Raw genomic sequence first — 23,592 nt, forward strand, 5'->3', positions numbered from 1 at the left:
GCGTCGATGCTGCGGGGCCCTCGGGCGTCTGCGTGCCTCTTGCTACGCCTCGTCGCTCGCGTCGCGGCGCAGCGAGGGCTTGAGGTCCTTCAGCCGGCCGAGCAGACCGTTGACGAAGGAGGGCGACTCGTCCGTGGAGAACTCCTTGGCCAGCTGCACCATCTCGTCCAGCACGACGGCGTCCGGCGTCTCGTCGACCCAGATCAGCTCGTAGGCACCGAGCCGAAGGATGTTGCGGTCGACGACCGGCATCCGGTCCAGCGTCCAGCCGACCGCGTACTGCGCGATCAGCTCGTCGATCCGCCGCTCGTGCTCGGCGTACCCCTCGACCAGCTGCATCGTGTACTCGCTGACCGGCGGCTGCCGGGTGTCGGACCGGGAGAGCCGGACCCAGTCCGCGAGGACCGTGAGGACGTCGACGCCGCGCTGGTCGCCCTCGAAGAGGATCTGGAAGGCGCGCTTGCGGGCCGTGTTGCGGGCAGCCACGGTTAGCTGTTCACCCGGCCGAGGTAGTCGCTCGTACGGGTGTCGACCTTGATCTTCTCACCGGTGGTGATGAAGAGCGGGACCTGGATCTGGTGGCCGGTCTCCAGCGTGGCGGGCTTGGTGCCGCCGGTGGAGCGGTCGCCCTGGACGCCCGGCTCGGTCTCCTGGACGACCAGCTCGACGGCGGCCGGCAGCTCGACGAAGAGCACCTCGCCCTCGTGCTGGGCGACGGTGGCGCTGAAGCCCTCGATCAGGAAGTTGGCGGCGTCGCCGACGGCCTTGCGGTCGACCATCAGCTGGTCGTAGGTCTCCATGTCCATGAAGACGAAGTACTCGCCGTCCATGTACGAGAACTGCATGTCGCGCTTGTCGACGGTGGCCGTCTCGACCTTGACACCGGCGTTGAAGGTCTTGTCGACGACCTTGCCGGAGAGCACGTTCTTGAGCTTGGTGCGCACGAAGGCCGGGCCTTTGCCGGGCTTGACGTGCTGGAACTCGACGACGGACCAGAGCTGGCCGCCTTCGAGCTTGAGCACCAGGCCGTTCTTGAGGTCGTTCGTGGAAGCCACGGTTGCGGAATCTCCTGGACTGACGTACGACCCCGGCGCGCGCACTCCTACAGCGCGAGCAGCTCCTTGGTCGTGATGGTGAGTAGCTCGGGTCCGCCGTCCGCCTCGGGGCGTACGACGAGCGTGTCATCGATCCGGACACCGCCCCGGCCCGGGAGGTGGACCCCCGGTTCGACGGTGACCGGCACGCAAGCGTCCAGTTTACCCATGGCCGCGGGCGCCAGCTGAGGGTCCTCGTCGATTTCGAGTCCGACCCCGTGCCCCGTGAGGGGTTGCAGGCCTTCGGCGTACCCGGCGCAGTCCAGCACCTGCCGGGCGGCGCGGTCCACGTCGCGGTAGGCGGCGCCCGGCGTCAGCGCCTCGCGTCCGGCCCGCTGGGCCGCGAAGACCAGGTCGTACAGCTGGATCTGCCAGTCCGCGGGAGACGTGCCGATCACGAACGTACGGCCGATCTCGCAGCGGTAGCCGCGGTAGGCGGCGCCCAGGCACACGGAGAGGAAGTCGCCCTCCTCGACCCGCCGGTCGGTGGGCCGGTGCCCGCGGCGCCCCGAGTTCGGGCCGGTGGCCACCGAGGTCGGGAACGCGGGGCCGTCGGCGCCGTGGTCGACGAGCCGTCGCTCCAGCTCCAGGGCGAGATGGCGTTCGGTGCGGCCGACGAGGATGGACTCCAGCAGTTCACCGAGGGCCTGGTCGGCGATCTCGGCGCCGATCCGCAGGCAGGAGATCTCCTCCTCGTCCTTGACCACCCTCAGCTGTTCCACCGCGCTGCCCAGGTCGGCGATGCGCAGGTGCGGGGCGACCGAGGAGAGCGCCCGGTGGCGGGCCACGGTGAGGTGGTGCTCCTCGATCGCGAGCGAGTCGGCGCCCTGGGCCCGGGCGAGGTCGGCGGCGGCGACGGCCGCATCGCCACCGGGCTGGGGCAGGACCCGCACCCCCAGGGCTTCGTCGGGACGCCCCTCACCGGGCCGGTCGTCCGGCGTGCTCCGGCACACCAGCAGGTCCTCGCGCTTTCCGAGGAGCAGGACGGCACCGTGCGGGGCTGCTCCCGCGAGGTACCGCACGTTGGCGGGACGAGTCACCAGCGCCGCCGCGCTGCCGCCCGCGTTGCAGCGCTCCCGTAGCCGGGTCCGGCGGGCCGCGTACACCTCTGACATGAACCGAGCGTAAGAGCCGTGGCCGGATATCGCCGTTCGGGAGGGCCGAGTGGGCGGCGGGCGCGGGCGCGGGTGCGGGCGGGTGCCGCCCGGGGCGGTCCCCTGCTCGGTGGCGTGTACGCGCCCGACGCGGTGCCTCCGCGCGCCCCTCGTCACCAGGCGGGCGGGCTCGCTATCGATCGGGTCAGCACCTCGTCCAGGACGCGGGCCGTGGTCGGGACGTCGAGCTGGGAGTTGTCGATGATGGGCAGGCCGGAGCCGTACCATCCGGCCATGCGACCGTGGATGCGGGCGACCTCCTCGTCGCTGAGGCGGCGGTTGCCGCTGCGCTGCGCGTTGCGTTCCAGGACGATGTCCAGTCCGGGCAGGAGGACCACGGGGAGCAGCCCCGGCCCCACATGCCGTTTCCAGCCACCGAGACCGACGACCGGCCGGTCCGGGAAGACGGCGTCGTCGAGGACGCAGGAGATGCCGTTGGCGAGGAAGTTGCGCGCGGCGAAGCCGCAGGTGCGGCGGGCCAGGCGGTACTGCGCCTCCGAGTGGTCGTTCCAGCCCGACCGGGGGTCGGCGAAGCCGGAGCGCACCCACTCGCGGACGTCGTCCAGGCTGATGTGCGCGGTGGGCACCCGGCGGTGCTCGGCCCAGTACTTGGCGACGCTGGTCTTGCCGGCCCCCGCGGGGCCTATGAGCAGCACCGCGAGCGTGGTGGTCGTCGGGTCGGGCACGGCCTGGGCGGGCGGCGGGGCCGGCCTGGCGACCGGGCCGCCCGGCGGCAGCTGGACGTGGCCGCTGACGTCCGGCGGGGGCGGCGGCGCGACGGGCGCGGCGGACGCCTGATCCGGTGGCAGCGGCGGATGCTGGGCGGCCGGGGCTCCCGGGTGGCCCGGCGCGGGAGGCGGGGGCGGCACGGCGCCCGGGGCCTGGTGCGCTCCCGGGGGGTGCGGACCCGGGTGATGTGCGGCCGGTGACCAGCCGGGCGCCGGTCCGTGCCCCGGCTGGTGGGGCGGCGGCAGCGGAGAACCCACTGCGTGCTGCATCCGGTGCCACTCCGTCTCGTACAAGGCAATGGGCGCTGGCAGCGGGCCGAAACCCGCTCCCTACCGAACGGTACCGTCCCCGGCCGCCCTGTGGTGAACGGCCGGGGCCCGCCCGAAGTGCCCACTTGCGCAAGGCGAATGGGACGGATCGCGCTCGGCGGGACTTACTGCCCCACCTCGCCGTACGCGGCGAGCAGCACGGCCGGGTCCGGGCCCTCCAGGACGGTGGGCTTGGCGAGGCCGTCGAGCACGATGAAACGCAGCAGGTTGCCCCGGGACTTCTTGTCGACCTTCATCGTCTCCAGCAGCTTGGGCCACTGGTCGTAGCGGTAGTGCAGGGGCAGGCCCACCGATTCCAGGACGCTGCGGTGGCGGTCGGCCGTCGCGTCGTCCAGGCGGCCCGCGAGGCGCCCCAGTTCGGCGGCGAAGTGCATGCCGACGGCGACGGCCGCGCCGTGCCGCCACTTGTACCGCTCGTTCTTCTCGATGGCGTGGCCCAGCGTGTGGCCGTAGTTGAGGATCTCCCTGAGGCCCGACTCCTTCAGGTCCGCGGAGACGACGTCCGCCTTGACCCTGATGGAGCGTTCGATCAGCTCGGCCGTGTGCGGCCCGGCCGGGGTGCGGGCGGCCTGCGGATCGGCCTCGACGAGGTCCAGGATCACCGGGTCGGCGATGAAGCCCGCCTTGATGACCTCCGCGAGCCCGGAGACGTAGTCGTTGACCGGGAGGGAGTCGAGCGCGGCCAGGTCGCACAGCACGCCGGCGGGCGGGTGGAAGGCGCCCACCAGGTTCTTGCCCTCGGCGGTGTTGATGCCGGTCTTGCCGCCGACGGCCGCGTCCACCATGGCGAGCACGGTCGTCGGCACGGCGACCCAGCGCACGCCGCGCAGCCAGGTGGCGGCCACGAACCCGGCCAGGTCCGTGGTGGCGCCGCCGCCCACGCCGACGATCATGTCGGAGCGGGTGAACCCGGACTGGCCGAGCGCCTTCCAGCAGTAGGCGGCGACCTCGGCGGTCTTGGCCTCCTCCGCGTTCGGCACCTGGATGGCGATGGCCTCGTAGCCCTGCCCGGCCAGGTCGGCGCGGAGCGCGTCCCCGGTCTCGGCGAGCGCCTCGGGGTGGACGACGGCGACCCGCTGGGCCCTGTCGCCGATCAGACCGGCCAGTTCGCCCAGGAGCTGTCGGCCGACCAGCACGTCGTAGGGCTCGGTGCCGGCGGTGCCGCCGATGTGGACCCGCGTCACTGCCTCACTCATGCTTCCTTCAACTCCACAGCGTCCAGGACCAATTGGGTGACCTCTTCGGGGGCGCGGCCGTCGGTCGCCACGACCGCCGCCGCGACCTCCTCGTACAGGTGCCGGCGGGCCTGCATCAACTCGCGCCACTGCTTGCGCGGGTTGACGGCGAGCAGCGGGCGGGCCACGTTGAGGCCGGTGCGCCGGACGGCCTCCTCGACGTCCATCGACAGGTAGACGACGGGCAGTTCGGCGAGCAGCGCGCGTGTGTCGGGGTCGAGGACGGCCCCGCCGCCCAGCGCCAGCACGCCGTCGTGTTCGGCCAGTGCCCGGCGTACCGCCTGCTTCTCCAGCGCGCGGAAGGCGCTCTCGCCGTCGTCGACGAAGATCTCGGCGATGGTGCGGCCCTGCTCGGCGACGATGTCGTCGTCGGTGTCCCGGTAGGCGACGCCGAGGCGGTCGGCCAGCAGCTGCCCGACGGTCGACTTGCCGACGCCCATGGGGCCGACGAGGACGACGAGCGGCGTCCCGGTCACCGGATCGCCAGGTGGTCGAGGTAGGAACGCACGTTGCGGCGGGTCTCGGGCACGCTGTCACCGCCGAACTTCTCGGCGACGGCGTCGGCGAGGACGAGGGCCACCATGGCCTCCGCCACGATCCCGGCCGCCGGCACCGCGCACACGTCGGAACGCTGGTGGTGGGCCTGTGCCGCCTCGCCGGTGGCGACGTCGATGGTCTGCAGGGCGCGCGGCACGGTGGCGATCGGCTTCATCGCGGCGCGCACGCGCAGCAGCTCGCCCGTGGTGAGGCCGCCCTCCGTGCCGCCGGAGCGGCCCGTGGCGCGCTTGATGCCCTCGGCCGTGGTCAGGATCTCGTCGTGCGCCTGCGAGCCGGGCACCCGGGCGAGGTCGAAGCCGTCGCCGACCTCGACGCCCTTGATCGCCTGGATGCCCATGAGGGCGGCGGCGAGCCGGGCGTCCAGACGCCGGTCCCAGTGCACGTGCGAGCCGAGGCCGACGGGTACGCCGTAGGCCAGGACTTCCACGACACCGCCGAGCGTGTCGCCGTCCTTGTGGGCCTGGTCGATCTCGGCGACCATCGCCTCGGAGGCGTCCGCGTCCAGGCAGCGCACCGGGTCGTCGTCCAGCTTCTCCACGTCGGCCGGGGTCGGGTACACCCCGTAGGGGGCCTTCGCCGACGCCAGCTCCACCACGTGGGAGACGATCTCGATGCCGGCCGTCTCCTTCAGGTACGACCGCGCCACCGCGCCCAGCGCGACACGCGCTGCGGTCTCGCGGGCGGAGGCCCGCTCCAGGACCGGGCGCGCCTCGTCGAAGCCGTACTTCTGCATGCCGGCCAGGTCCGCGTGGCCGGGGCGGGGGCGGGTCAGCGGCGCGTTGCGCGCCAGCTCGGCCAGCTCGGCCGGGTCCACCGGGTCGGCCGCCATGACCTTTTCCCACTTCGGCCACTCGGTGTTGCCCACCATGACGGCCACCGGGGATCCGAGGGTGAGCCCGTGCCGGACGCCGCCGAGGAAGGTGACCTCGTCCCGCTCGAACTTCATGCGCGCGCCGCGGCCGTACCCCAGGCGCCGGCGCGCGAGGTGGTCCGCCACCATGTCGGTGGTGATGGGCACGCCGGCGGGAAGGCCCTCCAGCGTCGCGACAAGTGCGGGTCCGTGGGACTCCCCCGCGGTCAGCCAACGCAACCTGCTCAACGATGCTCCTCATGCTCGCGCCTGGAACTGCGACGGCGCGACCGGGTGCGCGGCCCTGGCCCGCCACCTCAGATCCTCCCACGTCCGGGCCCGGAGTCCGGCCGCCGGTCCAGCAGGCGGACGCCGCCGGACGGCACCCGGACCGGACGGAGCGTCCTGTCCGTACGCGGAAGGGGCACTGCCCTCGGGGGAATCCGGGGCTCCCGGTGGGGCGTCGGCCGGGGGGACGGGCGGCCCGGGCTCCGCCCGGCGGGGACGTCAGCGGTCGGCCAGGGCCTTCTCGCCCGCCCGGCGCATGACGCCGAGCGGGGCCGGGGCCCGTCCGGTCATCTGCTCGACCTGGAGGACGGCCTGGTGCACCAGGAGGTCGAGGCCGCTGACGACGGCGCCGCCGGCCAGGGACCAGCGGGCGGCGAGCGGGGTCGGCCAGGGGTCGTAGAGGACGTCGAAGAGAGCGGCGGGGCGCTCGGGCACGGCGTCGGCCAGCGCGTCCGTCGTACCGGCCGGGGTGGTGGCGATCACCAGGGGCGCCGCCAGCGCCTGCTCGGCGCGGGCCCAGTCGGCCGTACGGACCTGTATGCCCAGCCGTTCGCCCCACTGGCGCATCTCGGCGGCGCGGGCGTCGCTGCGGACGTAGGCGACGACCTCGCCGGTGCAGACACGGGCGAGCGCGGCCAGCGCGGAGGACGCGGTGGCGCCCGCGCCGAGGATCGCCGCGGAGTCGACCTGCTCGATGCCGTGCTCGCGCAGCGCGGCGACCATGCCCGGGATGTCGGTGTTGTCGCCGGTGCGCCGGCCGTCGTCGGCGAGCACGACCGTGTTGACCGCCTCCACGGAGGCCGCCGTGTCGCTGACCGTGTCGAGCAGCGGGATCACGGCCCGCTTCAGCGGCATGGTCAGCGACAGCCCGGCCCACTCGGACCCGAGCCCGTCCAGGAAGCCGGGCAGCCCGGCCTCGTCGACCTCGAACCGGTCGTAGGACCAGTGGGCGAGCCCCAGCTCCGCGTAGGCCGCGCGGTGCAGCACCGGGGAGAGCGAGTGGGCGATCGGCGAACCGAGCACGGCCGCCCGGCGGGATGACGTCATCAGGACTTCTTCTTGGAGAGGTTCCACTCGTCGACCAGTTTCTCGTGCTCGGCGAGTGTCTTGGTGAACTTGCTGGTCCTGCCGTCCATCGAGATGAAGTAGTACCAGCCGTCGTCCGTCGGGTCGAGGGCGCCCTTGAGGGCCTCCTCGCCGGGGTTGTCGATGGGCCCGGGGGGCAGGCCGGTCGCGTAGTACGTGTTGTACGGGTTGGCGTACCTGCGCAGCTCGGCGATGCTCAGGTCGATCTTGCTCTGGTTCTTCACGTAGTTGTACGTGGAGTCGAACTCCAGCTTGCCGTTGGTCTGGGCGTTGCCGGGCTTGAGGCGGTTGTAGACGACCTCGGCCATCTTGCGGAAGTCGTCGTGGCTCGTGCCCTCGGCCTGCGCGAGGCTCGCCACGGTGAGCAGTTGCCAGGGGCCGTCGAGCCCGAGGCTCTGGGCCTTCTTGGCGAGGCCGAGCTGCGTGTAGTTCTCGGTGGCCCGGGAGACCATGTCCTTCAGGACGTCCTCGGGTTTCTGCCCCTTGGCGACGGCGTAGCTGGAGGGGTAGAGGAACCCTTCGAGCGGGTCCTTGAGGTTGGGGTGGTTCAGTGCCCAGGAGGGCAGCCCCAGCTTCTTGTAGTTCTTCTTCGCGGCGCTCGCGGTGGTGCCCTCCGGCACCCCGAGGCGCTTGTCGATCAGCGTGTAGACGGCCGAGTTGCGCGAGCCCTCGGCGATGATCAGGTTGCTGCGGCTCTTCGGGCTGAGCATCAGCTGCACGGCACTGGCGGCGGACATGTGCTTCTGCAGCGTGTAGACGCCGTCCTGGATCTGCTTGCCGTTGGGGTTCGCCGACTGTGCGGAGACGAACGCGTCGACGCTCTCGACGACCCCCGCCTTCTTCAGCACCTGCCCGATCACGTATCCGCCGGCGTCCTTGGGGATGACGACCGTGACCTGCTCGCCGTTGCCGCTGCCCGCGAAGTCCGGGGCGGCACCGAAGCGATCTTGGTAGAACTGGTAGCCGTAGTAGCCGACGCCGGCGATGCCGCCGCCGAACACCAGCACGACGACCAGGCAGGCACAGCCGTTGCGTCTCTTCCTGCCGGCCTTGCCCGCGCGGCCCTTGCCAGCGCGCCCTGTGCGCTCGCCGCGGCCCCGGCCCGCCCCGGGGGCGTCGGCGTCGGGGCCCTCGTCGGCGTCGTCACCGCCGCCCGCGAAGAAGGCGTGGTCCTCCTCCTGGGCGGGCTCGGGCTCCGGCTCCCAGTCGGGGCGCGGCTCCGGTTCGTGGCCGCGGCGGTTGGGCGGCTCGGGTGGCGGGTAGGCCTCGGGGGTGCCGTAGTGATCGGGCTGGTCAGGGCCGTACGCCGGGGACGGGCCACCGCCGTAGGGGTCGCCCGGTTCGCCGCCGTGGGACGGCTGCGCGTGGGCACCCGTGCCGTCCCAGCCCGCCTGCTGCCGGTACTGCTCGTGACCTGCCTGCTGGTACGGCTCCGGGGGCAGGCCCTGGTGCTGGTCGCCGTACGGGTGGCCGCCCTGCGGGTCGTGGTGCGGGGACTGCCCGGCGCCCTGCTCGCCGTAGTGCTGGTAGGGGTCTCCGTAGCCTGGCTGCGGCTCGTGCCCCCAGCCGCCGTACTGCTGCGGATGCGGCTGGTGCTGATCCGGGTGCGGCTGCTGCGGGTGGTGCTGCATGCCACCGTAGGAGGACTGCGGGTCCGCGGGGGTCTGCTGCCCCGACCATCCGCCGTCCCCGTACAACGGGTCCTGCGGATGCCACGGTTCGTGGCCTGGGCCCCGGCCATACTCAGTCATCGATCCCCTAGCGCCGCGAGACGGTGGTCACGTTGCGTGACGACCGCTGCCGTCCCGCCTCTTGCTGTGCGGCGGCTGTTCGAGGGCCGCCGCATCGCGCGGAACGTTACCGTATCGCGATCAGATGACCACTTCGACGCCCTCTCCCGGTGCTGCGCCTGACACCCGTTCGGATTCCAGGGCCTGCTGCAGGATGATGACGGCGGCTGCCTGGTCGATCACGGAGCGTCCCTTCCTGGACTTCACTCCGGAGGCCCGCAGCCCCTGACTGGCCGTCACCGTCGTCATCCGCTCGTCCACCAGCCGGACCGGCACCGGGGCGATGCCCTTGGCCAACTCCCCCGCGAAGGCACGGACTTTGACGGCCGCCGGACCCTCGCCCCCCTTGAGGGAGCGAGGGAGGCCGACGACGACCTCGATCGGTTCGTACTCCTCGACGAGCTGGCGCAGACGGCGGTGGGCCGCCGGGACGTCCCGGCCGGGAACCGTCTCCACCGGTGTGGCGAGAATCCCGTCGGGATCGCACGAGGCGACCCCGATCCGGGCGTCCCCGACGTCGATCGCGAGCCGGCGGCCTCTGCGCATTTCCGACCGTTTCCTTACTTGGCGGTATCGGCGACGAGTCGCTCGACGGCGTCCACGGCCTCGCCGACCGCGGCCGGGTTCTGGCCGCCGCCCTGGGCGACGTCCGGCTTGCCGCCACCGCCGCCGCCGAGCGTCTTGGCAGCGGTACGGACCAGGTCACCGGCCTTGAGGCCGCGCTCACGGGCAGCCTCGTTGGTGGCGATGACCGTGAGCGGCTTGCCGTTGTTCACCGTGAACAGGGCGACCACGGCGGCCCGGCCGCCCTGGATGCGCCCACGGACGTCGAGGACCAGCTTGCGCAGGTCGTCCGGGGTCGTCCCGTCCGGGACCTGCCCGGTGACCAGGGCCACGCCGCGCACGTCCTTGGCGGAGCCGGCGAGCCCGGCGGCGGCCTGGAGGACCTTCTCCGCGCGGAACTTCTCGATCTCCTTCTCGGCGTCCTTCAGCTTGCCGAGCATGGCGGAGACCTTCTCCGGAAGCTCCTCCGGACGGCCCTTGACCAGCTCCTGGAGCTGGGCGACCACCGTGTGCTCACGGGCGAGGAAGTTGTAGGCGTCGACGCCGACGAGGGCCTCGATACGGCGCACACCCGAGCCGATCGACGACTCGCCGAGCAGCTTGACCAGGCCGAGCTGGGCGGTGTTGTGCACGTGCGTGCCGCCGCACAGCTCCTTGGAGAAGTCACCGATGGTGACCACCCGGACCCGCTCGCCGTACTTCTCGCCGAACTCGGCGATGGCGCCCTGCTTCTTGGCGTCGTCGATGCCCATGACCTCGGCGTGCACGTCCAGATCGCGGGCGAGCACCTCGTTGATCTTCTGCTCGACGTCGGTCATCACGGCCGTCGGGACGGCGGACGGGGAGCCGAAGTCGAAGCGGAAGCGGCCCGGCTGGTTCTCCGAACCGGCCTGGGCGGCCGTCGGGCCAAGAGCGTCGCGCAGCGCCTGGTGGGTCAGGTGGGTGGCCGAGTGGGCGCGGGCGATGGCCTTGCGGCGGCGGTTGTCGATGGAGGCGTGGGCCGTGGCACCGACGGTGACCTCGCCGACCTGGACGACGCCCTTGTGGACGTAGACGCCCGGGACCGGCTTCTGGCAGTCGCGGACCTCGATGACGGCTCCGGTGTCCACCTTGATGCGGCCGGTGTCGCCGATCTGGCCGCCGCCCTCGGCGTAGAAGGGGGTGCGGTCGAGGACGATCTCGACCTCGTCGCCCTCCGAGGCGGCCGGGGAGGAGACACCGTCGACGAGGATGCCGACGACCCGGGACTCGCCCTCGGTGTCGCTGTAGCCGATGAAGTCGGTCTCGCCGGCGCGGTCCGCGATCTCGCGGTAGGCGCCCATGTCGGCGTGGCCGGTCTTCTTGGCCTGGGCGTCGGCCTTGGCGCGCTCCCGCTGCTCCTTCATCAGGCGGCGGAACCCGTCCTCGTCCACGGAGAGGCCCTGCTCGGAGGCCATCTCCAGGGTGAGGTCGATCGGGAAGCCCCAGGTGTCGTGGAGCAGGAACGCCTTGTCGCCGGAGAGGACCGTGCCGCCGGACTGCTTGGTCTCGGTGACGGCGGTGTCGAGGATGTTGGTACCGGCCTTCAGCGTCTTCAGGAAGGCGTTCTCCTCGGCGAGGGCGACCTTCTCGATGCGCTCGCGGTCGGTGACCAGCTCCGGGTACTGCCGGCCCATCATGCCGATGACGACGTCGATCAGGTCCTTGACGACCGGACCGGTGGCGCCCAGCAGGCGCATGTTGCGGATGGCGCGGCGCATGATGCGGCGCAGCACGTAGCCGCGGCCCTCGTTGCCCGGGGTGACGCCGTCACCGATGAGCATCGTGGCGGTGCGCATGTGGTCGGTCACGACACGCAGCGAGACGTCCGAGGCGTGGGCCTCGCCGTAGGCCACGCCGGTCAGCTCGGTGGCCTTGTTGATGACGGCCATGGAGGTGTCGATCTCGTACATGTTCTGCACGCCCTGCAGAATCATGGCGAGCCGCTCCAGGCCGAGGCCCGTGTCGATGTTCTGGCTGGGCAGGTCCCCGAGGATCTCGAAGTTGTCCTTGCCGATGCCCTCGCCGCGCTCGTACTGCATGAAGACGAGGTTCCAGATCTCCACGTACCGCTCGTCGTTGACGGCGGGGCCGCCCTCGGCGCCGAACTCGGGGCCGCGGTCGTAGTTGATCTCGGAGCACGGGCCGCACGGGCCGGGCACGCCCATGGACCAGTAGTTGTCCTTCATGCCCAGGCGCTGGATGCGCTCGCGCGGCACGCCGACCACCTCGTGCCAGATGCGCTCGGCCTCGTCGTCGTCCTTGTAGACGGTGATCCACAGGCGCTCGGGGTCGAGGCCGTAACCGCCGTTGTCCTGGGGCGTGGTGAGCAGCTCCCAGGCGTACTTGATGGCGCCTTCCTTGAAGTAGTCGCCGAAGGAGAAGTTGCCGCACATCTGGAAGAACGTGCCGTGGCGGGTGGTCTTTCCCACCTCTTCGATGTCGGGTGTGCGCACGCACTTCTGCACGCTGGTGGCGCGCTGGAACGGCGGCTTGACCTCGCCCAGGAAGTAGGGCTTGAAGGGCACCATGCCGGCCGGGACGAGGAGCAGAGTCGGGTCGTCCGCGATGAGCGACGCCGAAGGGACGACGGTGTGCCCGCGCTCCTCGAAGAAGCTCAGCCAGCGGCGGCGGATCTCAGCCGACTCCATCAGTGGTCCTCATTCCGGTTGTACGAGTACGTCGGGTACGTCGACCCCTCGACGTACGTCGGGTTGGTGTGGTTCTCGATGGCGGCGAGCCGCCGGGGCGCAGGGAGTCCGTGGTCGACAGGGGCGTTGATCCCGAGCGCCTCGCCGAGTTCGGCCTCCCGCCGCGCCATGTTGTCGCGGACGTCGAGCGCGAAACCCACCGCGCGGTCCTTGAGCCGGTGACCGGTCTCCAGGGCCTTGTTCGCCGCCGTCGCGGCGACGCTCTCGGGGGTCAGCTGCCTGAGCTTGCGGTTGACCTTGGTGGTGGCCCAGACACCGGCGGCGACACCTGTGCTGAACCAGAACGAACGGCGGAACATCGCTAGTCCTTACTTCTCCCGGTTGTTCCGCTTCCCCCGCCGGGCGGCCGGGACGGTGCGGCCCACGATCACCGTACGCCTCGACGCCTTGGCGGGCACGTCCTCCTTGCGGCCGCCGAGCGCGCGCCGCACGCCGTAGCCGAAGGCGGCGACCTTGACCAGCGGGCCGCCGAAGGTGGAGGCCACGGTGGTCGACAGCGCGGACGCGTTCGACGTGACCTCCTGGACGTCGGAGGCGATCGCGTCGACGCGGTCGATCTGGGTCTGCGCGGAGCGCACCGCCTGGGAGGCGTCGGCCAGCAGTGGAACCGCCTGGTCGGTCACGTCCGCCACGAGCTTGGTGGTCGCCTTGAGCGTCTGGGCCACCCTCGCCAGCGCCACGGCGAGGAAGGAGACCAGGATCGCCCAGAACACGGCCACCAGGATCCCGGCCACCTCACCACCGGACACTGTGCGCACCCGCTCCCTGAAACGTGCCTGAACATCGAGAACATCGAGAAAGTCGTGGGCCGAGCCTATCGCGCCACGGGCAAGGCTCCGTACCGGATTACCGCCCGCGCGTGGGGAGTGGCTCCGGGTGGTTGTACGGAGTGATTACGTTTCAGTACCCTCCGTGTTCCATGCGAGACGCCATGCCTGAACCGACCCCTGACCCGCCGCTGTGGGGATGCGGCACGGCGGCCGCTCCGCCCGCCGAGCTCGACGCGTTCGTGGGCCGCGCGGCCGAACTCGGCGCGCTGGCACGGACGCTGGACGCCGCCCGGCTGGTGACGGTGACGGGGGCCGGCGGGGTCGGCAAGTCGCGGCTCGCGGCACGGGCGGCGGCCCAGGCGGCGGCGCGGTGGGCGGCAGCCTGCTGGGGGCCGGGCGACTGCCCCGGCCCGGCACGGGCGGCGATCTGGGCGCGCGTGGACCTGGCGCCCCTGCGGGATGCGGAGTTCGTCGACCATGCCGTGGTGGAGGCCCTGGGGCTCACGGACCACACCCCGCGCACGCCCCGCGAGACGCTGCTCGACCTCCCCCGGGTCCTGGGCCTTGCCGCGCCGCACCGCTCGTCCGGTGCCGGGGACCGGCTGCTGCTGGTGCTCGACGGCGTCGAGCACCTGGCCGAGGCCTGTGCCGGCCTGGTGACCGAACTGCTGCGGGGGGTGCCTCAGGTGCGGGTGCTCGCCGTGGGCCGCCGCCCGCTCGGCGTGACGGGCGAGTGGCTGTTCCCGCTGGCCCCGCCGACCGAGGAGGAGGCGGTCCGGCTGCTGGTCACGCGGGCCGCCCAGCACGGCGTGCCGGTGTGCGGCGCGGATCCCGTGGTGCGGGAGCTGTGCCGCCGGCTGGAGGGTCTGCCGCTGGCCGTCGAGCTGGCCGCGGGGCGGCTGCGGACGCTGTCCCCGGGGCGGCTGCTGGAACGGCTCGACGACCGGTTCCGGCTGCTGACCGGCGGCCCGCGCGACGTCCTGCCCCGGCACCGGACACTGCGTACGGCGATCGGCTGGAGCCACGAGCTGTGCACCCCCGAGCAGCGCCTGCTGTGGGCGCGGCTCTCGGTCTTCACCGGGCCGTTCGACCTGGAGGCCGTCGAGTACGTGTGCAGTGGCGGCGGCCTGGCCGCCACCGATGTCCTGGACGTGCTGGGCGAGTTGCTGGCCCAGTCCGTGGTGGCGCGGGAGGAGACGCCGTCGGGCGTGCGCTTCCGGATGCTGGAGGCGGTGCGTGCCTACGGCGCCGACTGGCTGGCCGCGGCCGGGGACGCCGACCGGCTGCGGCGGCGCCACCGCGACTGGTACGTCGGTCTGGCCACCTGGTGCGAGCTGGAGTGGTTCTCGCCGCGGCAGGCAGAGGTGGCGACGCGCATCGAGACGGACCTGCCGAACCTGCGCAGCGCCCTGGAGTACTGCATGAGCGGTCCCAACGAGGCGCATCTGGGCCAGTACCTCGCGGGCTGCCTGTGGTTCTGCTGGGCGGGGTGCGGCCGGCTGACGGAGGGCCGGCACTGGCTGGAGCGCGCCGTCGCGCTGGACGGCGGCCACGAGCAGTCCCGGCTGAAGGCGCTGTGGGTGCTGGGGTACGTGACGATCCTGCAGGGCGACACGGTGCCGGCGCTGGCCGCGCTGGAGGAGTGCAGCCGTGCGGCGCGGTCCTCGGCGAGTGCGACGGCGCTGGCGTACGCGGAGCACCGCGCGGGCTGCCTGGCGCTGGTCACGGACGACGTGGAACGCGCGGAGACGCTGCTGCGTTCGGCGCTGGAACGCTACCGGGAGCTCGGCGAGCTGAACAGCACGGTGCTGATGGGCCAGGTCGAGCTGGCGATGACGCGCGCCTTCCAGGGCGATCTGCCGGAGGCGGTCCGGCTGTGCGAGGACGTCCGCCGCGTCTGCGACGACCACGGGGAACGCTGGTCGCGGGCGTACGCGCTGTACGTGCTGGCGTACGCGGCCTGGCAGGAAGGGAATCCGGGGCACGCCCGCGACCTGCTCGCCGACTGCCTCGCGGACGCGCACGGCTTCCACGACCTGCTCGGTTCGGTGCTGGCCGTGGAGCTGCTGGCGCTGGTGACGGTGAGCGAGGGCGACGCGGCCGAGGCGGCGGTGCTGCAGGGCGCGGCGGCCGGGATGTGGGCGTCGGTGGGACTGCGGCTGTTCGGGTCGGCGTACTACAACGCGCCGCACGAGCTGGGCGAGGCGCGGGCCCGTGAGCGGCTGGGCGACGAGCGCTACGAGGAGTGTGTGCGCGAGGGGGCCGGGCTGGGCCGGGAGGCGGCCGTGTCCCGGGCCCTGGGGCGGGCGGGTGCCCGGTCGCTGCCGGCGCTGCCGGGGCCGCGGGGGCAGAGGCGGAGGGGGACCCCGGGCATGCGCGAGCCCGCCGCCTCGCCCACCCGGAAGGGCGGGGAGACGGCGGGCTGAGGTGCTACGGCCTGCTGGTGATCAGCGGGCGTAGTACTCGACGACGAGCTGCTCGTCGCAGATCACCGGGATCTCCTTGCGGTTCGGCTCGCGGTCCAGGCGGAACGCCAGGGCCTTGAGGTTCACCTGGAGGTAGCGCGGGGTCTCGCCCTCGGGGGCGAAGCCACCCTCACGGGCGATCGTGAAGAGCGTCTTCTCCTTGGAGCGGTCGCGGACCTGCACGACGTCGTCGGGGCGGACGCGGAAGGACGGCTTGTCGACCTTCTGGCCGTTGACCTGGATGTGGCCGTGGACGACCATCTGGCGGGCCTGGTAGATCGTGCGGGCGATGCCCGAACGCAGGACCAGCGCGTCGAGGCGGCGCTCCAGCTCGATGATCAGGGCCTCACCGGTCTTGCCCTGGACCTTGGAGGCACGCTCGTAGGCGCGGACGAGCTGGCGCTCGGACACGTCGTACTGCGCGCGCAGACGCTGCTTCTCGAGCAGACGGACCTTGTAGTCCGAGTTCTGCTTGCGGCCGCGGCCGTGCTCGCCCGGCGGGTAGGGGCGGGCCTCGAAGTACTTGACGGCCTTCGGGGTCAGCGCGATGCCGAGGGCACGCGACTTCTTGACCTTGGGGCGGGACTGGTTCGCCACTGTCTCTCATTTCGTAGTTCTCGGCTTGTCAGGGTTACGGAGGTCGCATCCGCAGCCGGGAGAACCCGCTGGTCCGCGAGGGACCCGCCGGGCAGCCGCTTCCCTGGTCTGGGCACATACGTGCAGCACGCGAGTGGCCCACCGACCGTCCCGGGCACCGGGTGGTGGTGGGCTGCCCGCGACACCGTTCGACGGTGCGCGACGCTCCTGGAGCCGGTCCTCGACGGACCGGGCTCCGGCTGACTGTCCCGCTCTGACGGCACGGGACTCAGCGCTCCGGGCAGTCTACAGGGTGCTCAGGGCCGCCTCCGACCGAGGTGCTTGCGGGTCCACTCCACGGCATCCGCGTACCGCGCCTCGGCGCCGTGTCTGCTCGGGCTGTAGTACTCGCGGTCCTTGAGGGCGTCCGGCGCGTACTGCTGGGCGGCGATGCCCTCGGGCAGGTCGTGCGGGTAGACGTACCCCTGGGCGTGGCCGAGCTTGGCGGCGCCCTTGTAGTGGCCGTCCCGCAGGTGGGGCGGCACGGGCCCGGCCAGTCCCTTGCGTACGTCCTCCAGGGCGGCGCCGATCGCCGTCGTCGCGGCGTTGGACTTGGGGGCGAGGGCCAGGGCGATGGTGGCGTGGCTGAGGGTGAGGGCGGCCTCGGGGAAGCCGATCATCGCGACGGCCTGGGCGGCGGCGACGGCTGTCGGCAGCGCGTTCGGATCGGCGAGGCCGATGTCCTCGCTCGCGGAGATCATCAGGCGGCGGGCGATGAACCGGGGGTCCTCGCCGGCCTCGATCATCCTGGCCAGGTAGTGCAGCGCGGCGTCGACGTCGGAGCCGCGGATGGACTTGATCAGGGCGCTGGCCACGTCGTAGTGCTGGTCGCCGTCGCGGTCGTACGTCACCGCGGCCCGGTCGACGGTCTCCTCCAGCGTGGTCAGGCCGATCTCGGCCTCGCCCTTGTCCAGGGCGGCACCGGCGGCGGCCTCCAGGGCGGTCAGCGCGCGGCGCGCGTCGCCGCCCGCGATGCGCAGCAGGTGGTCCTCGGTGTCCCCGGGCAGGGCGACGGCGGACTTGAGGCCGCGTTCGTCGGTGAGGGCACGGCGCAGCAGGCCGCGCACGTCGTCGTCGGTGAGGGGTTCGAGGGTGAGCAGCAGGGAGCGGGAGAGCAGCGGGGAGATCACCGAGAAGTACGGGTTCTCCGTGGTGGCGGCGATCAACGTCACCCAGCGGTTCTCCACCGCGGGGAGCAGGGAGTCCTGCTGGGCCTTGCTGAAGCGGTGGATCTCGTCGAGGAAGAGGACGGTCTCCTGGCCGTACCCGCCGGAGGCGCGGCGGGCACCGTCGATGACCGTGCGGACCTCCTTGACGCCCGCGGTGATCGCCGACAGCTCCACGAAACGTTTGTTGGTGGCCTTGGAGACGACGTAGGCGAGGGTGGTCTTGCCGGTGCCGGGCGGGCCCCACAGGATCACGGACGACGGTCCCGCCGGGCCGCCCGCCCCCTCGCCCACGAGCCGGCGCAGCGGCGAGCCTGGTTTGAGCAGGTGCTGCTGGCCCACCACCTCGTCGAGGGTGCGCGGGCGCATCCGGACCGCGAGGGGGCTGGCGGCCGGGTCCTTCTCCTGGCGTTCTTCTGCTGCGGCGGTGAACAGGTCGGGCTCCACGCTGAAACCCTATGGCACACCACTGACAACGCGGCCGGGCCCCGTTGCCCGGGGCCCGTGGGGCGCTCAGGCCCAGAGGCTGCTGCCCCAGCGGGTCAGGATCAGCATGGCGATGACGCCGCTGTGCGTGACCGGGATGACCCAGGTGAACTCGGCGAGGAAGTTCTTCACCGCGCGCGGGGCGGGCAGGAAGTCGTTGCGGATGTTGAAGGAGGTCGTGTACCAGAACGCGGTCAGCGTGGCGACCCAGGCCAGCGAGCACCACAGGCACAGCGCGTTGATCCGGTACAGCGACTCGAACTGGAGCCAGGTGACGAAGCACACGCCGAACAGCGTGCCGAAGTTGAAGGTCAGCCAGTACCAGCGGGGGAAGCGGGCGCCGGCGAGCAGGCTCATGCCGACGCAGATGACGATGCCGTAGCAGACCAGGCCGAGCATCGGGTTGGGGAATCCGAAGACGGCGGCCTGCTTGCTCTCCATGACGCTGCCGCAGGACACGATCGGGTTGAGGCTGCAGCTCGGCGTGAAGGTCTTGCCGCTGAGCTTGCCCTCAAGGATCTTCTGCTTGTCGATCGTGATGACCCAGGCCGCGAGCAGACCGGCCGCGCCGGTGATCAACAGCAGCAGCGCGAAGGCGCGGCCGCCGCCCACCGTCCGCTGTCCGGGGGCCGCGGGTTCCGGTCCGGGCTCCGTGGAGACGTCCCTGACTGTCGTCTTGCTCATCACGCCGATTCCGTCACTTGAGAGTTGGACCTTCTTCGGGCAGGGCCATTGTGCCGCACGCGCGTGTGTGTCCACCGTTCGTTGCACATAAGGAAGCGCACGGGGCCGCCGCCGAAGGCGCGGCCCCGTGGGCGCTCGGGACGCGACGGCGAACGGACCCGTGGCGACCGTGCGGGGACCGCGCGAGCGCCACGCAGACGTCACCACCGGCGACGCGACCGGCCTCCGCAACGAGAAAGGCGAGGTCTTCGGCCTGCTCGGGACCGAGGGAGCGGGCAGGAGCACCACGGTGGAGAGCCTTCGGGGCGACCACTCCCGGGACCCGGGAGAGGTCGCGGTCCTCGGCCGCGCCCCGGCCGCCGCCCCGCGCGCGTGACCCTCGCGTGGGGATCACGCGTGGGAATCGTCCGGCAGGACGAATCCGCGCCCGCCGAGTTGACGGCCGGCGAGACCGTACGCACGGGATGACGAGGGCCCGGACCTCCCCTGAGACGGGGGAAGGCGCCGGGCACCCGCAGGGGATGTCCGACGCCTTCCCAGTGCCCGGCGCCTTCGGGCCCGGCGCTCAGCCGAGCCGTGACTCCAGTTCCGCCACGATCTCGTTGACGCCGATCGGCGCCTGCTCGCCGGACTCCATGTCCTTGAGCTGGACGATGCCCTCGGCGAGGTCGCGTTCACCGGCGACGAGGGTGTACCGGGCGCCGCTGCGGTTGGCGTTCTTCATCGCGCCCTTGAGGCCCTTGTGGCCGTACGAGAAGTCCGCGGCGATGCCCACCTTGCGCAGCTCGGTGACCTTCGCGAACAGGACGCGTCGGGCCTCCTCGCCGAGCGGGACGGCGAACACGCTGGTGGCCGCGGGGAGTCGGAGTTCGACGCCCTCCGCCTGCAGGGCCAGCACGGTGCGGTCCACGCCGAGGGCCCAGCCCACCGAGGGCAGCGCGGGGCCGCCGATCATCTCGGACAGGCCGTCGTAGCGGCCACCGCCGCCGACCGCGGACTGCGAGCCGAGGCCGTCGTGGACGAACTCGAAGGTGGTGCGCGTGTAGTAGTCCAGGCCGCGCACCAGCTTGGGGTCGTCCTCGAAGGAGACGCCCGCCGCGCTGATCAGTTCGCGGACCTCCTCGTGGTAGGCCTTGCAGGCGTCGCACAGGTAGTCGCGCAGCAGCGGGGCGCCGGTCAGCTGCTTCTGCACCGTCTCGCGCTTGTCGTCGAGGACCCGCAGCGGGTTGATGTCGATCCGGCGGCGGGTGTCCTCGTCCAGGTCCAGGCCGCGCAGGAAGTCCTGGAGGGCGGCCCGGTAGGCCGGGCGGCACTCCTTGTCGCCGAGGCTGTTGAGCAGGATGCGGAAGTCGCTCAGCCCCAGCGAGCGGTACGCCTGGTCGGCCAGGATGATCAGCTCGGCGTCCAGGGCCGGGTCCTCGGCGCCGATGGCCTCCGCGCCGACCTGGGAGAAGTGACGGTAGCGGCCCTTCTGCGGGCGCTCGTAGCGGTAGTAGGAGCCGGAGTACCAGAGCTTGACGGGGAGGTTGCCCGCCTTGTGGAGGTTGGCCTCCAGGGCGGCGCGCAGCACGGACGCGGTGCCCTCCGGGCGCAGCGCGAGCCTGTCGCCGCCCTTGGTCTCGAAGGCGTACATCTCCTTGGTCACGATGTCCGTGGACTCGCCGACACCGCGGGCGAACAGCTCGACGTTCTCGAAGCCGGGGGTCTCGATGTAGCCGTAGCCGGAGTTGCGCAGCGGGGCGGCGATGGCCTCGCGGACCGCCAGGTAGGTCGCGGAGTCCGGCGGGATCAGGTCGTACGTGCCCTTGGGGGCCTTGAAGGTGCTCACGAAGTCTCTCGTCACATTCCTCGTCGGGGAGCCTCACCGGCGCCGTGTTCGCGGCTGCCCGCGGTCAGCTGCCGCAGGTAGGGGTTGGTGGCGCGCTCCTGGCCGATGGTCGTCTGGGGGCCGTGGCCCGACAGCACCACGGTCGAGTCGTCGAGCGGCAGGCACACGCGGGCCAGCGAGTCGAGCATCTCGGCCATGTCACCGCCGGGCAGGTCGGTGCGTCCGATGGAGCCGGCGAAGAGCAGATCCCCGGAGAAGAAGACCTGCGGGATGTCCGCGGTCTCGGGCATCCGGAACGTCACCGACCCCTTGGTATGGCCGGGCGCGTGCGCGACGGAGAACTCCAGACCGGCCAGCTCCAGCCGCGCGCCGTCGGCCAGTTCCGCGACGTCGTCGGGCTCCCCCACGGTCAGCTCGCCCATCAGCTGCGCCCCGACGGAACGGCCGAGGGCCTTCTCGGGGTCGCTCATCATGTACCGGTCGGCCGGGTGGATCCAGGCCGGTACGCCGTGCGCTCCGCACACCGGGACGACCGAGGCCACGTGGTCGATGTGGCCGTGGGTGAGGACGACGGCGACGGGCTTGAGCCGATGCTTCCGCAGTGCTTCCTCGACGCCCTGGGCGGCCTGGTGGCCGGGGTCGATGATCACGCACTCCTCACCGGCGGCGGGGGCGACGAGGTAGCAGTTCGTCCCCCAGGCCCCGGCGGGGAACCCGGCAATGAGCACGATCGTCCTTCGTTTGTGTCGATAAGGGAGGCATCGGGTGGCTGCGCCTGTGGTCAGAGACTACCGGCGCTGCCGGATCCTCAGCGAACCCATATACGGTACGGGGCACACACGGGCGCCCGGTTCACCGGGCGCGCGGGTGCCGGTCGACACACGAGACGCATGAGGAGAGAACCCGGTGGTCAGCCAGGAGCAGCGGCGGCGTCAGCTCGCCCGGGAGAAGTTCTTGCGGCAGCAGCAGCGGCGCACCGCCGCACGGCGCAAGGCGCGCACGCGCAACTCGGTGATCGCGTCGGTCCTCGGCGTGGTCGTCATCGGTGGTGTGGCGCTGTACACGACCGGGGCCCTGAAGAGCGACAAGAAGGACGACAAGGCCAACGCGAGCGCGGACGCCACGCCCAGCGCGTCGGCCCCGTCCAAGCTGCCCGACCCGTGCGCGAAGCCCGCCGCGGGATCGGTGAAGAAGCAGAGCTGGAAGAAGGAGCCGGCGATGTCGATCGACACGTCGGCGAAGTACACGATGAAGCTCGCGACCACGTGCGGTGACATAGACGTGTCGCTGAAGGCGGCCGCCGCGCCGCACACCGTGAACTCGTTCGACTACCTGGCCGGAAAGGGCTTCTTCGACCACACCAAGTGCCACCGGCTCACCACGAACGGCATCTACGTGCTCCAGTGCGGCGACCCGACCGGAACGGGCACCGGCGGACCGGGGTACACGATCCCGGACGAGAACCTTTCGGACAAGAGCCTCAAGGGCAACGTCTATCCGGCGGGCACGGTGGCGATGGCGAACACCGGGCAGAAGCACACCGGCGGCAGCCAGTTCTTCCTGGTCTACCAGAACAGCCAGTTGCCGCCCAACTACACGCCGTTCGGTACGATTTCCGCGTCCGGGATGACGGTGCTGAAGAAGATCGCCGCCGCGGGCGAGAGCACGGGCGCCGGCGACGGGGCGCCGAACGCGACGGTCGTGATCGACAAGGCGACGGTCGCGAAGTCCTGACCGTCAACTGCCTGATTTCGGTCGCGCTGGATGCGGACAGGAAACCTGCTGGTCGCCTATGTTGGCCGTGACGAAACTGTGGACGATGCCCGGGGGAGCCTTCGAAGCCCCTCGCAGGCATCATGTGGAGGAGGCGCTGTGAGCAGCGACCCGTGGGGCCGCGTCGACGAGACGGGGACCGTGTACGTGCGTACGGCCGACGGCGAGCAGGTCGTCGGCTCCTGGCAGGCCGGCTCCCCCGAGGAGGCGCTGGCCTACTTCGAGCGCAAGTACGAGGGCCTGGTGGTCGAGATCGGCCTCCTCGAGAAGCGCGTGCGGACCACCGACCTGTCGGCGAAGGACGCCCAGGCCGCGATCGGCCACCTGCGCGAGCAGGTGGACGCGCATCACGCGGTCGGCGACCTGGCCGCCCTGCGCATCCGCCTGGACAAGCTGGTGGAGACGGTCGAGTCGCGGCGCGAGGAGCGCAAGGCGCAGCGCGCCCGGCAGGCGGACGACGCCCGGCACGCCAAGGAGGCCCTGGTCACCGAGGCGGAGGAGCTGGCCGGTTCGGACCAGTGGCGGGCGGCCGGTGAGCGGCTGCGCGCCCTGGTGGACACCTGGAAGGGCCTGCCGCGGCTGGACCGCAAGTCGGACGACGAGCTGTGGCACCGCTTCTCGCACGCCCGGTCGGCGTTCTCCAAGCGGCGCAAGGCGCACTTCGCGCAGCTCGACGCGCAGCGGGAGGAGGCCCGCAAGGCCAAGGAGCGGCTGGTCGCCGAGGCCGAGGCGCTGTCGGACTCGACGGACTGGGGTGCGACGGCGGCGCGCTACCGCGAGCTGATGGCCGAGTGGAAGGCCGCGGGCCGCGCGCAGCGTGAGCACGAGGACGACCTGTGGAACCGTTTCCGGGGTGCCCAGGACGTGTTCTTCGCCGCGCGCGGTTCGGTGTTCGCCGAGCGGGACGCCGAGCAGGCGGAGAACCTGAAGCTGAAGGAGGAACTGGCCGAGGAGGCCGAGAAGCTCCTGCCGGTCGGTGATCTGAAGGCCGCCCGGGCCGCCTTCCGTTCGATCAACGAGCGCTGGGAGGCGATCGGCCACGTACCGCGGGACGCCCGTCCCCGTGTCGAGGGCCGGATGCACACGGTCGAGCGGGCTCTGCAGGAGGCAGAGGAGACCGAGTGGCGCAGGACGAACCCGGAGGCACGCGCGCGTGCCGCGGGTCTGACCGGTCAGCTCCAGGCCGCCGTGGACAAGTTGCGGGGCCAGATCGAGCAGGCGCGGGCCCAGGGCAACACCGGCAGGGCCGACAAGCTGGAGAGGGAGCTGGAGGGCCGCCAGGCGCTCCTGGACCAGGCGCTCAAGGGCCTTGAGGAGTTCGGCGGCTGAGCCGAGCCCCTGAAGGAGAACGTGAAGACGCCGAGAGGGCCCCGTACGC

The 23,592-nt window shown here is 71.9% G+C and carries 22 protein-coding genes; 4 read left to right on the top strand and 18 right to left on the bottom strand.

The window, feature by feature from the left end; genetic code table 11:
- Positions 1-42: 42 nt before the first annotated feature.
- The 13 genes from nusB to ACFC02_RS34030 all read right to left on the bottom strand — a co-directional run bounded on the left by nusB (position 43) and on the right by ACFC02_RS34030 (position 13,164).
- Positions 43-486, bottom strand: a complete 444-nt coding sequence (gene nusB / locus ACFC02_RS33970) for a transcription antitermination factor NusB (RefSeq protein ID WP_360965277.1) — start codon at positions 484-486, stop codon at positions 43-45.
- A gap of 2 nt (positions 487-488) precedes the next feature.
- Positions 489-1,055, bottom strand: a complete 567-nt coding sequence (gene efp, locus ACFC02_RS33975) for an elongation factor P (protein ID WP_018570203.1) — start codon at positions 1,053-1,055, stop codon at positions 489-491.
- Positions 1,056-1,102: 47 nt separating this feature from the next.
- Positions 1,103-2,209, bottom strand: coding sequence for an aminopeptidase P family protein (locus tag ACFC02_RS33980; protein WP_360965280.1), 1,107 nt, complete (start codon positions 2,207-2,209; stop codon positions 1,103-1,105).
- Positions 2,210-2,361: 152 nt separating this feature from the next.
- Entirely contained in the window at positions 2,362-3,246 is an 885-nt protein-coding gene (locus ACFC02_RS33985; protein WP_376365656.1) for a Pro-rich N-terminal domain-containing protein, read from the bottom strand.
- A gap of 164 nt (positions 3,247-3,410) precedes the next feature.
- Positions 3,411-4,502, bottom strand: a complete 1,092-nt coding sequence (gene aroB / locus ACFC02_RS33990) for a 3-dehydroquinate synthase (protein WP_376365658.1) — start codon at positions 4,500-4,502, stop codon at positions 3,411-3,413.
- Positions 4,499-4,981: a shikimate kinase gene (locus ACFC02_RS33995; RefSeq protein WP_376365685.1), complete on the bottom strand. Its 483-nt coding sequence runs from the start codon at positions 4,979-4,981 to the stop codon at positions 4,499-4,501. The genes aroB and ACFC02_RS33995 overlap by 4 nt, the downstream gene beginning before the upstream one ends.
- Positions 4,982-5,013: 32 nt before the next feature.
- Positions 5,014-6,198, bottom strand: a complete 1,185-nt coding sequence (gene aroC / locus ACFC02_RS34000) for a chorismate synthase (protein WP_376365660.1) — start codon at positions 6,196-6,198, stop codon at positions 5,014-5,016.
- A 258-nt stretch (positions 6,199-6,456) separates the two neighbouring features.
- Complete coding sequence (locus ACFC02_RS34005) at positions 6,457-7,284, bottom strand: shikimate dehydrogenase (RefSeq protein WP_376365662.1); 828 nt, start codon at positions 7,282-7,284, stop codon at positions 6,457-6,459.
- A complete protein-coding gene (mltG, locus tag ACFC02_RS34010) occupies positions 7,284-9,074 on the bottom strand; it encodes an endolytic transglycosylase MltG (protein WP_376365664.1) in 1,791 nt (596 codons plus the stop codon). The genes ACFC02_RS34005 and mltG overlap by 1 nt, the downstream gene beginning before the upstream one ends.
- A 120-nt stretch (positions 9,075-9,194) precedes the next feature.
- Positions 9,195-9,659, bottom strand: coding sequence for a Holliday junction resolvase RuvX (gene ruvX, locus ACFC02_RS34015; RefSeq protein WP_376365666.1), 465 nt, complete (start codon positions 9,657-9,659; stop codon positions 9,195-9,197).
- Between the two features lie 14 nt (positions 9,660-9,673).
- Positions 9,674-12,346 carry an alanine--tRNA ligase gene (gene alaS / locus ACFC02_RS34020; protein WP_376365668.1) on the bottom strand — a complete coding sequence of 891 codons (2,673 nt, stop codon included), beginning with the start codon at positions 12,344-12,346 and terminating at the stop codon, positions 9,674-9,676.
- Positions 12,346-12,705, bottom strand: a complete 360-nt coding sequence (locus ACFC02_RS34025) for a hypothetical protein (RefSeq protein ID WP_360965307.1) — start codon at positions 12,703-12,705, stop codon at positions 12,346-12,348. Before ACFC02_RS34025 ends, alaS begins: the two co-directional genes overlap by 1 nt.
- Positions 12,706-12,714: 9 nt before the next feature.
- Entirely contained in the window at positions 12,715-13,164 is a 450-nt protein-coding gene (locus ACFC02_RS34030) for a DUF948 domain-containing protein (RefSeq protein ID WP_360965310.1), read from the bottom strand.
- Between the two features lie 173 nt (positions 13,165-13,337).
- Here ACFC02_RS34030 and ACFC02_RS34035 point away from each other — a divergent pair, with 173 nt between their 5' ends.
- Positions 13,338-15,602, top strand: a complete 2,265-nt coding sequence (locus ACFC02_RS34035) for an AAA family ATPase (RefSeq protein WP_376365671.1) — start codon at positions 13,338-13,340, stop codon at positions 15,600-15,602.
- A 21-nt stretch (positions 15,603-15,623) separates the two neighbouring features.
- Here ACFC02_RS34035 and rpsD read toward each other — a convergent pair whose 3' ends face one another.
- The 3 genes from rpsD to ACFC02_RS34050 form a co-directional block, all read right to left on the bottom strand.
- The gene (gene rpsD, locus ACFC02_RS34040) at positions 15,624-16,238 is read right to left on the bottom strand and encodes a 30S ribosomal protein S4 (protein ID WP_018570215.1); all 615 of its coding nucleotides are present in this window, start codon (positions 16,236-16,238) and stop codon (positions 15,624-15,626) included.
- 296 nt (positions 16,239-16,534) lie between these two features.
- Positions 16,535-17,890, bottom strand: a complete 1,356-nt coding sequence (locus tag ACFC02_RS34045; RefSeq protein WP_376365673.1) for a replication-associated recombination protein A — start codon at positions 17,888-17,890, stop codon at positions 16,535-16,537.
- Between the two features lie 66 nt (positions 17,891-17,956).
- The gene (locus ACFC02_RS34050; protein ID WP_376365675.1) at positions 17,957-18,613 is read right to left on the bottom strand and encodes a vitamin K epoxide reductase family protein; all 657 of its coding nucleotides are present in this window, start codon (positions 18,611-18,613) and stop codon (positions 17,957-17,959) included.
- 127 nt (positions 18,614-18,740) lie between these two features.
- Here ACFC02_RS34050 and ACFC02_RS34055 point away from each other — a divergent pair, with 127 nt between their 5' ends.
- A complete protein-coding gene (locus tag ACFC02_RS34055) occupies positions 18,741-18,989 on the top strand; it encodes an ATP-binding cassette domain-containing protein (protein WP_376365677.1) in 249 nt (82 codons plus the stop codon).
- A gap of 189 nt (positions 18,990-19,178) precedes the next feature.
- Here the strand turns inward: ACFC02_RS34055 and hisS are convergent, their stop codons facing one another.
- Positions 19,179-20,441, bottom strand: a complete 1,263-nt coding sequence (gene hisS / locus ACFC02_RS34060; protein WP_376365679.1) for a histidine--tRNA ligase — start codon at positions 20,439-20,441, stop codon at positions 19,179-19,181.
- An 11-nt stretch (positions 20,442-20,452) separates the two neighbouring features.
- Entirely contained in the window at positions 20,453-21,169 is a 717-nt protein-coding gene (locus ACFC02_RS34065) for an MBL fold metallo-hydrolase (RefSeq protein WP_376365681.1), read from the bottom strand.
- A gap of 178 nt (positions 21,170-21,347) precedes the next feature.
- Here ACFC02_RS34065 and ACFC02_RS34070 point away from each other — a divergent pair, with 178 nt between their 5' ends.
- Together ACFC02_RS34070 and ACFC02_RS34075 are read left to right on the top strand one after the other, a co-directional pair.
- Positions 21,348-22,175 carry a peptidylprolyl isomerase gene (locus ACFC02_RS34070; protein ID WP_360965328.1) on the top strand — a complete coding sequence of 276 codons (828 nt, stop codon included), beginning with the start codon at positions 21,348-21,350 and terminating at the stop codon, positions 22,173-22,175.
- A 138-nt stretch (positions 22,176-22,313) separates the two neighbouring features.
- Positions 22,314-23,543 carry a DUF349 domain-containing protein gene (locus ACFC02_RS34075; RefSeq protein WP_376365683.1) on the top strand — a complete coding sequence of 410 codons (1,230 nt, stop codon included), beginning with the start codon at positions 22,314-22,316 and terminating at the stop codon, positions 23,541-23,543.
- Positions 23,544-23,592 lie beyond the last annotated feature (49 nt).

This window comes from Streptomyces sp. NPDC056160 (assembly GCF_042268205.1).
Taxonomy (GTDB): Bacteria; Actinomycetota; Actinomycetes; order Streptomycetales; family Streptomycetaceae; genus Streptomyces.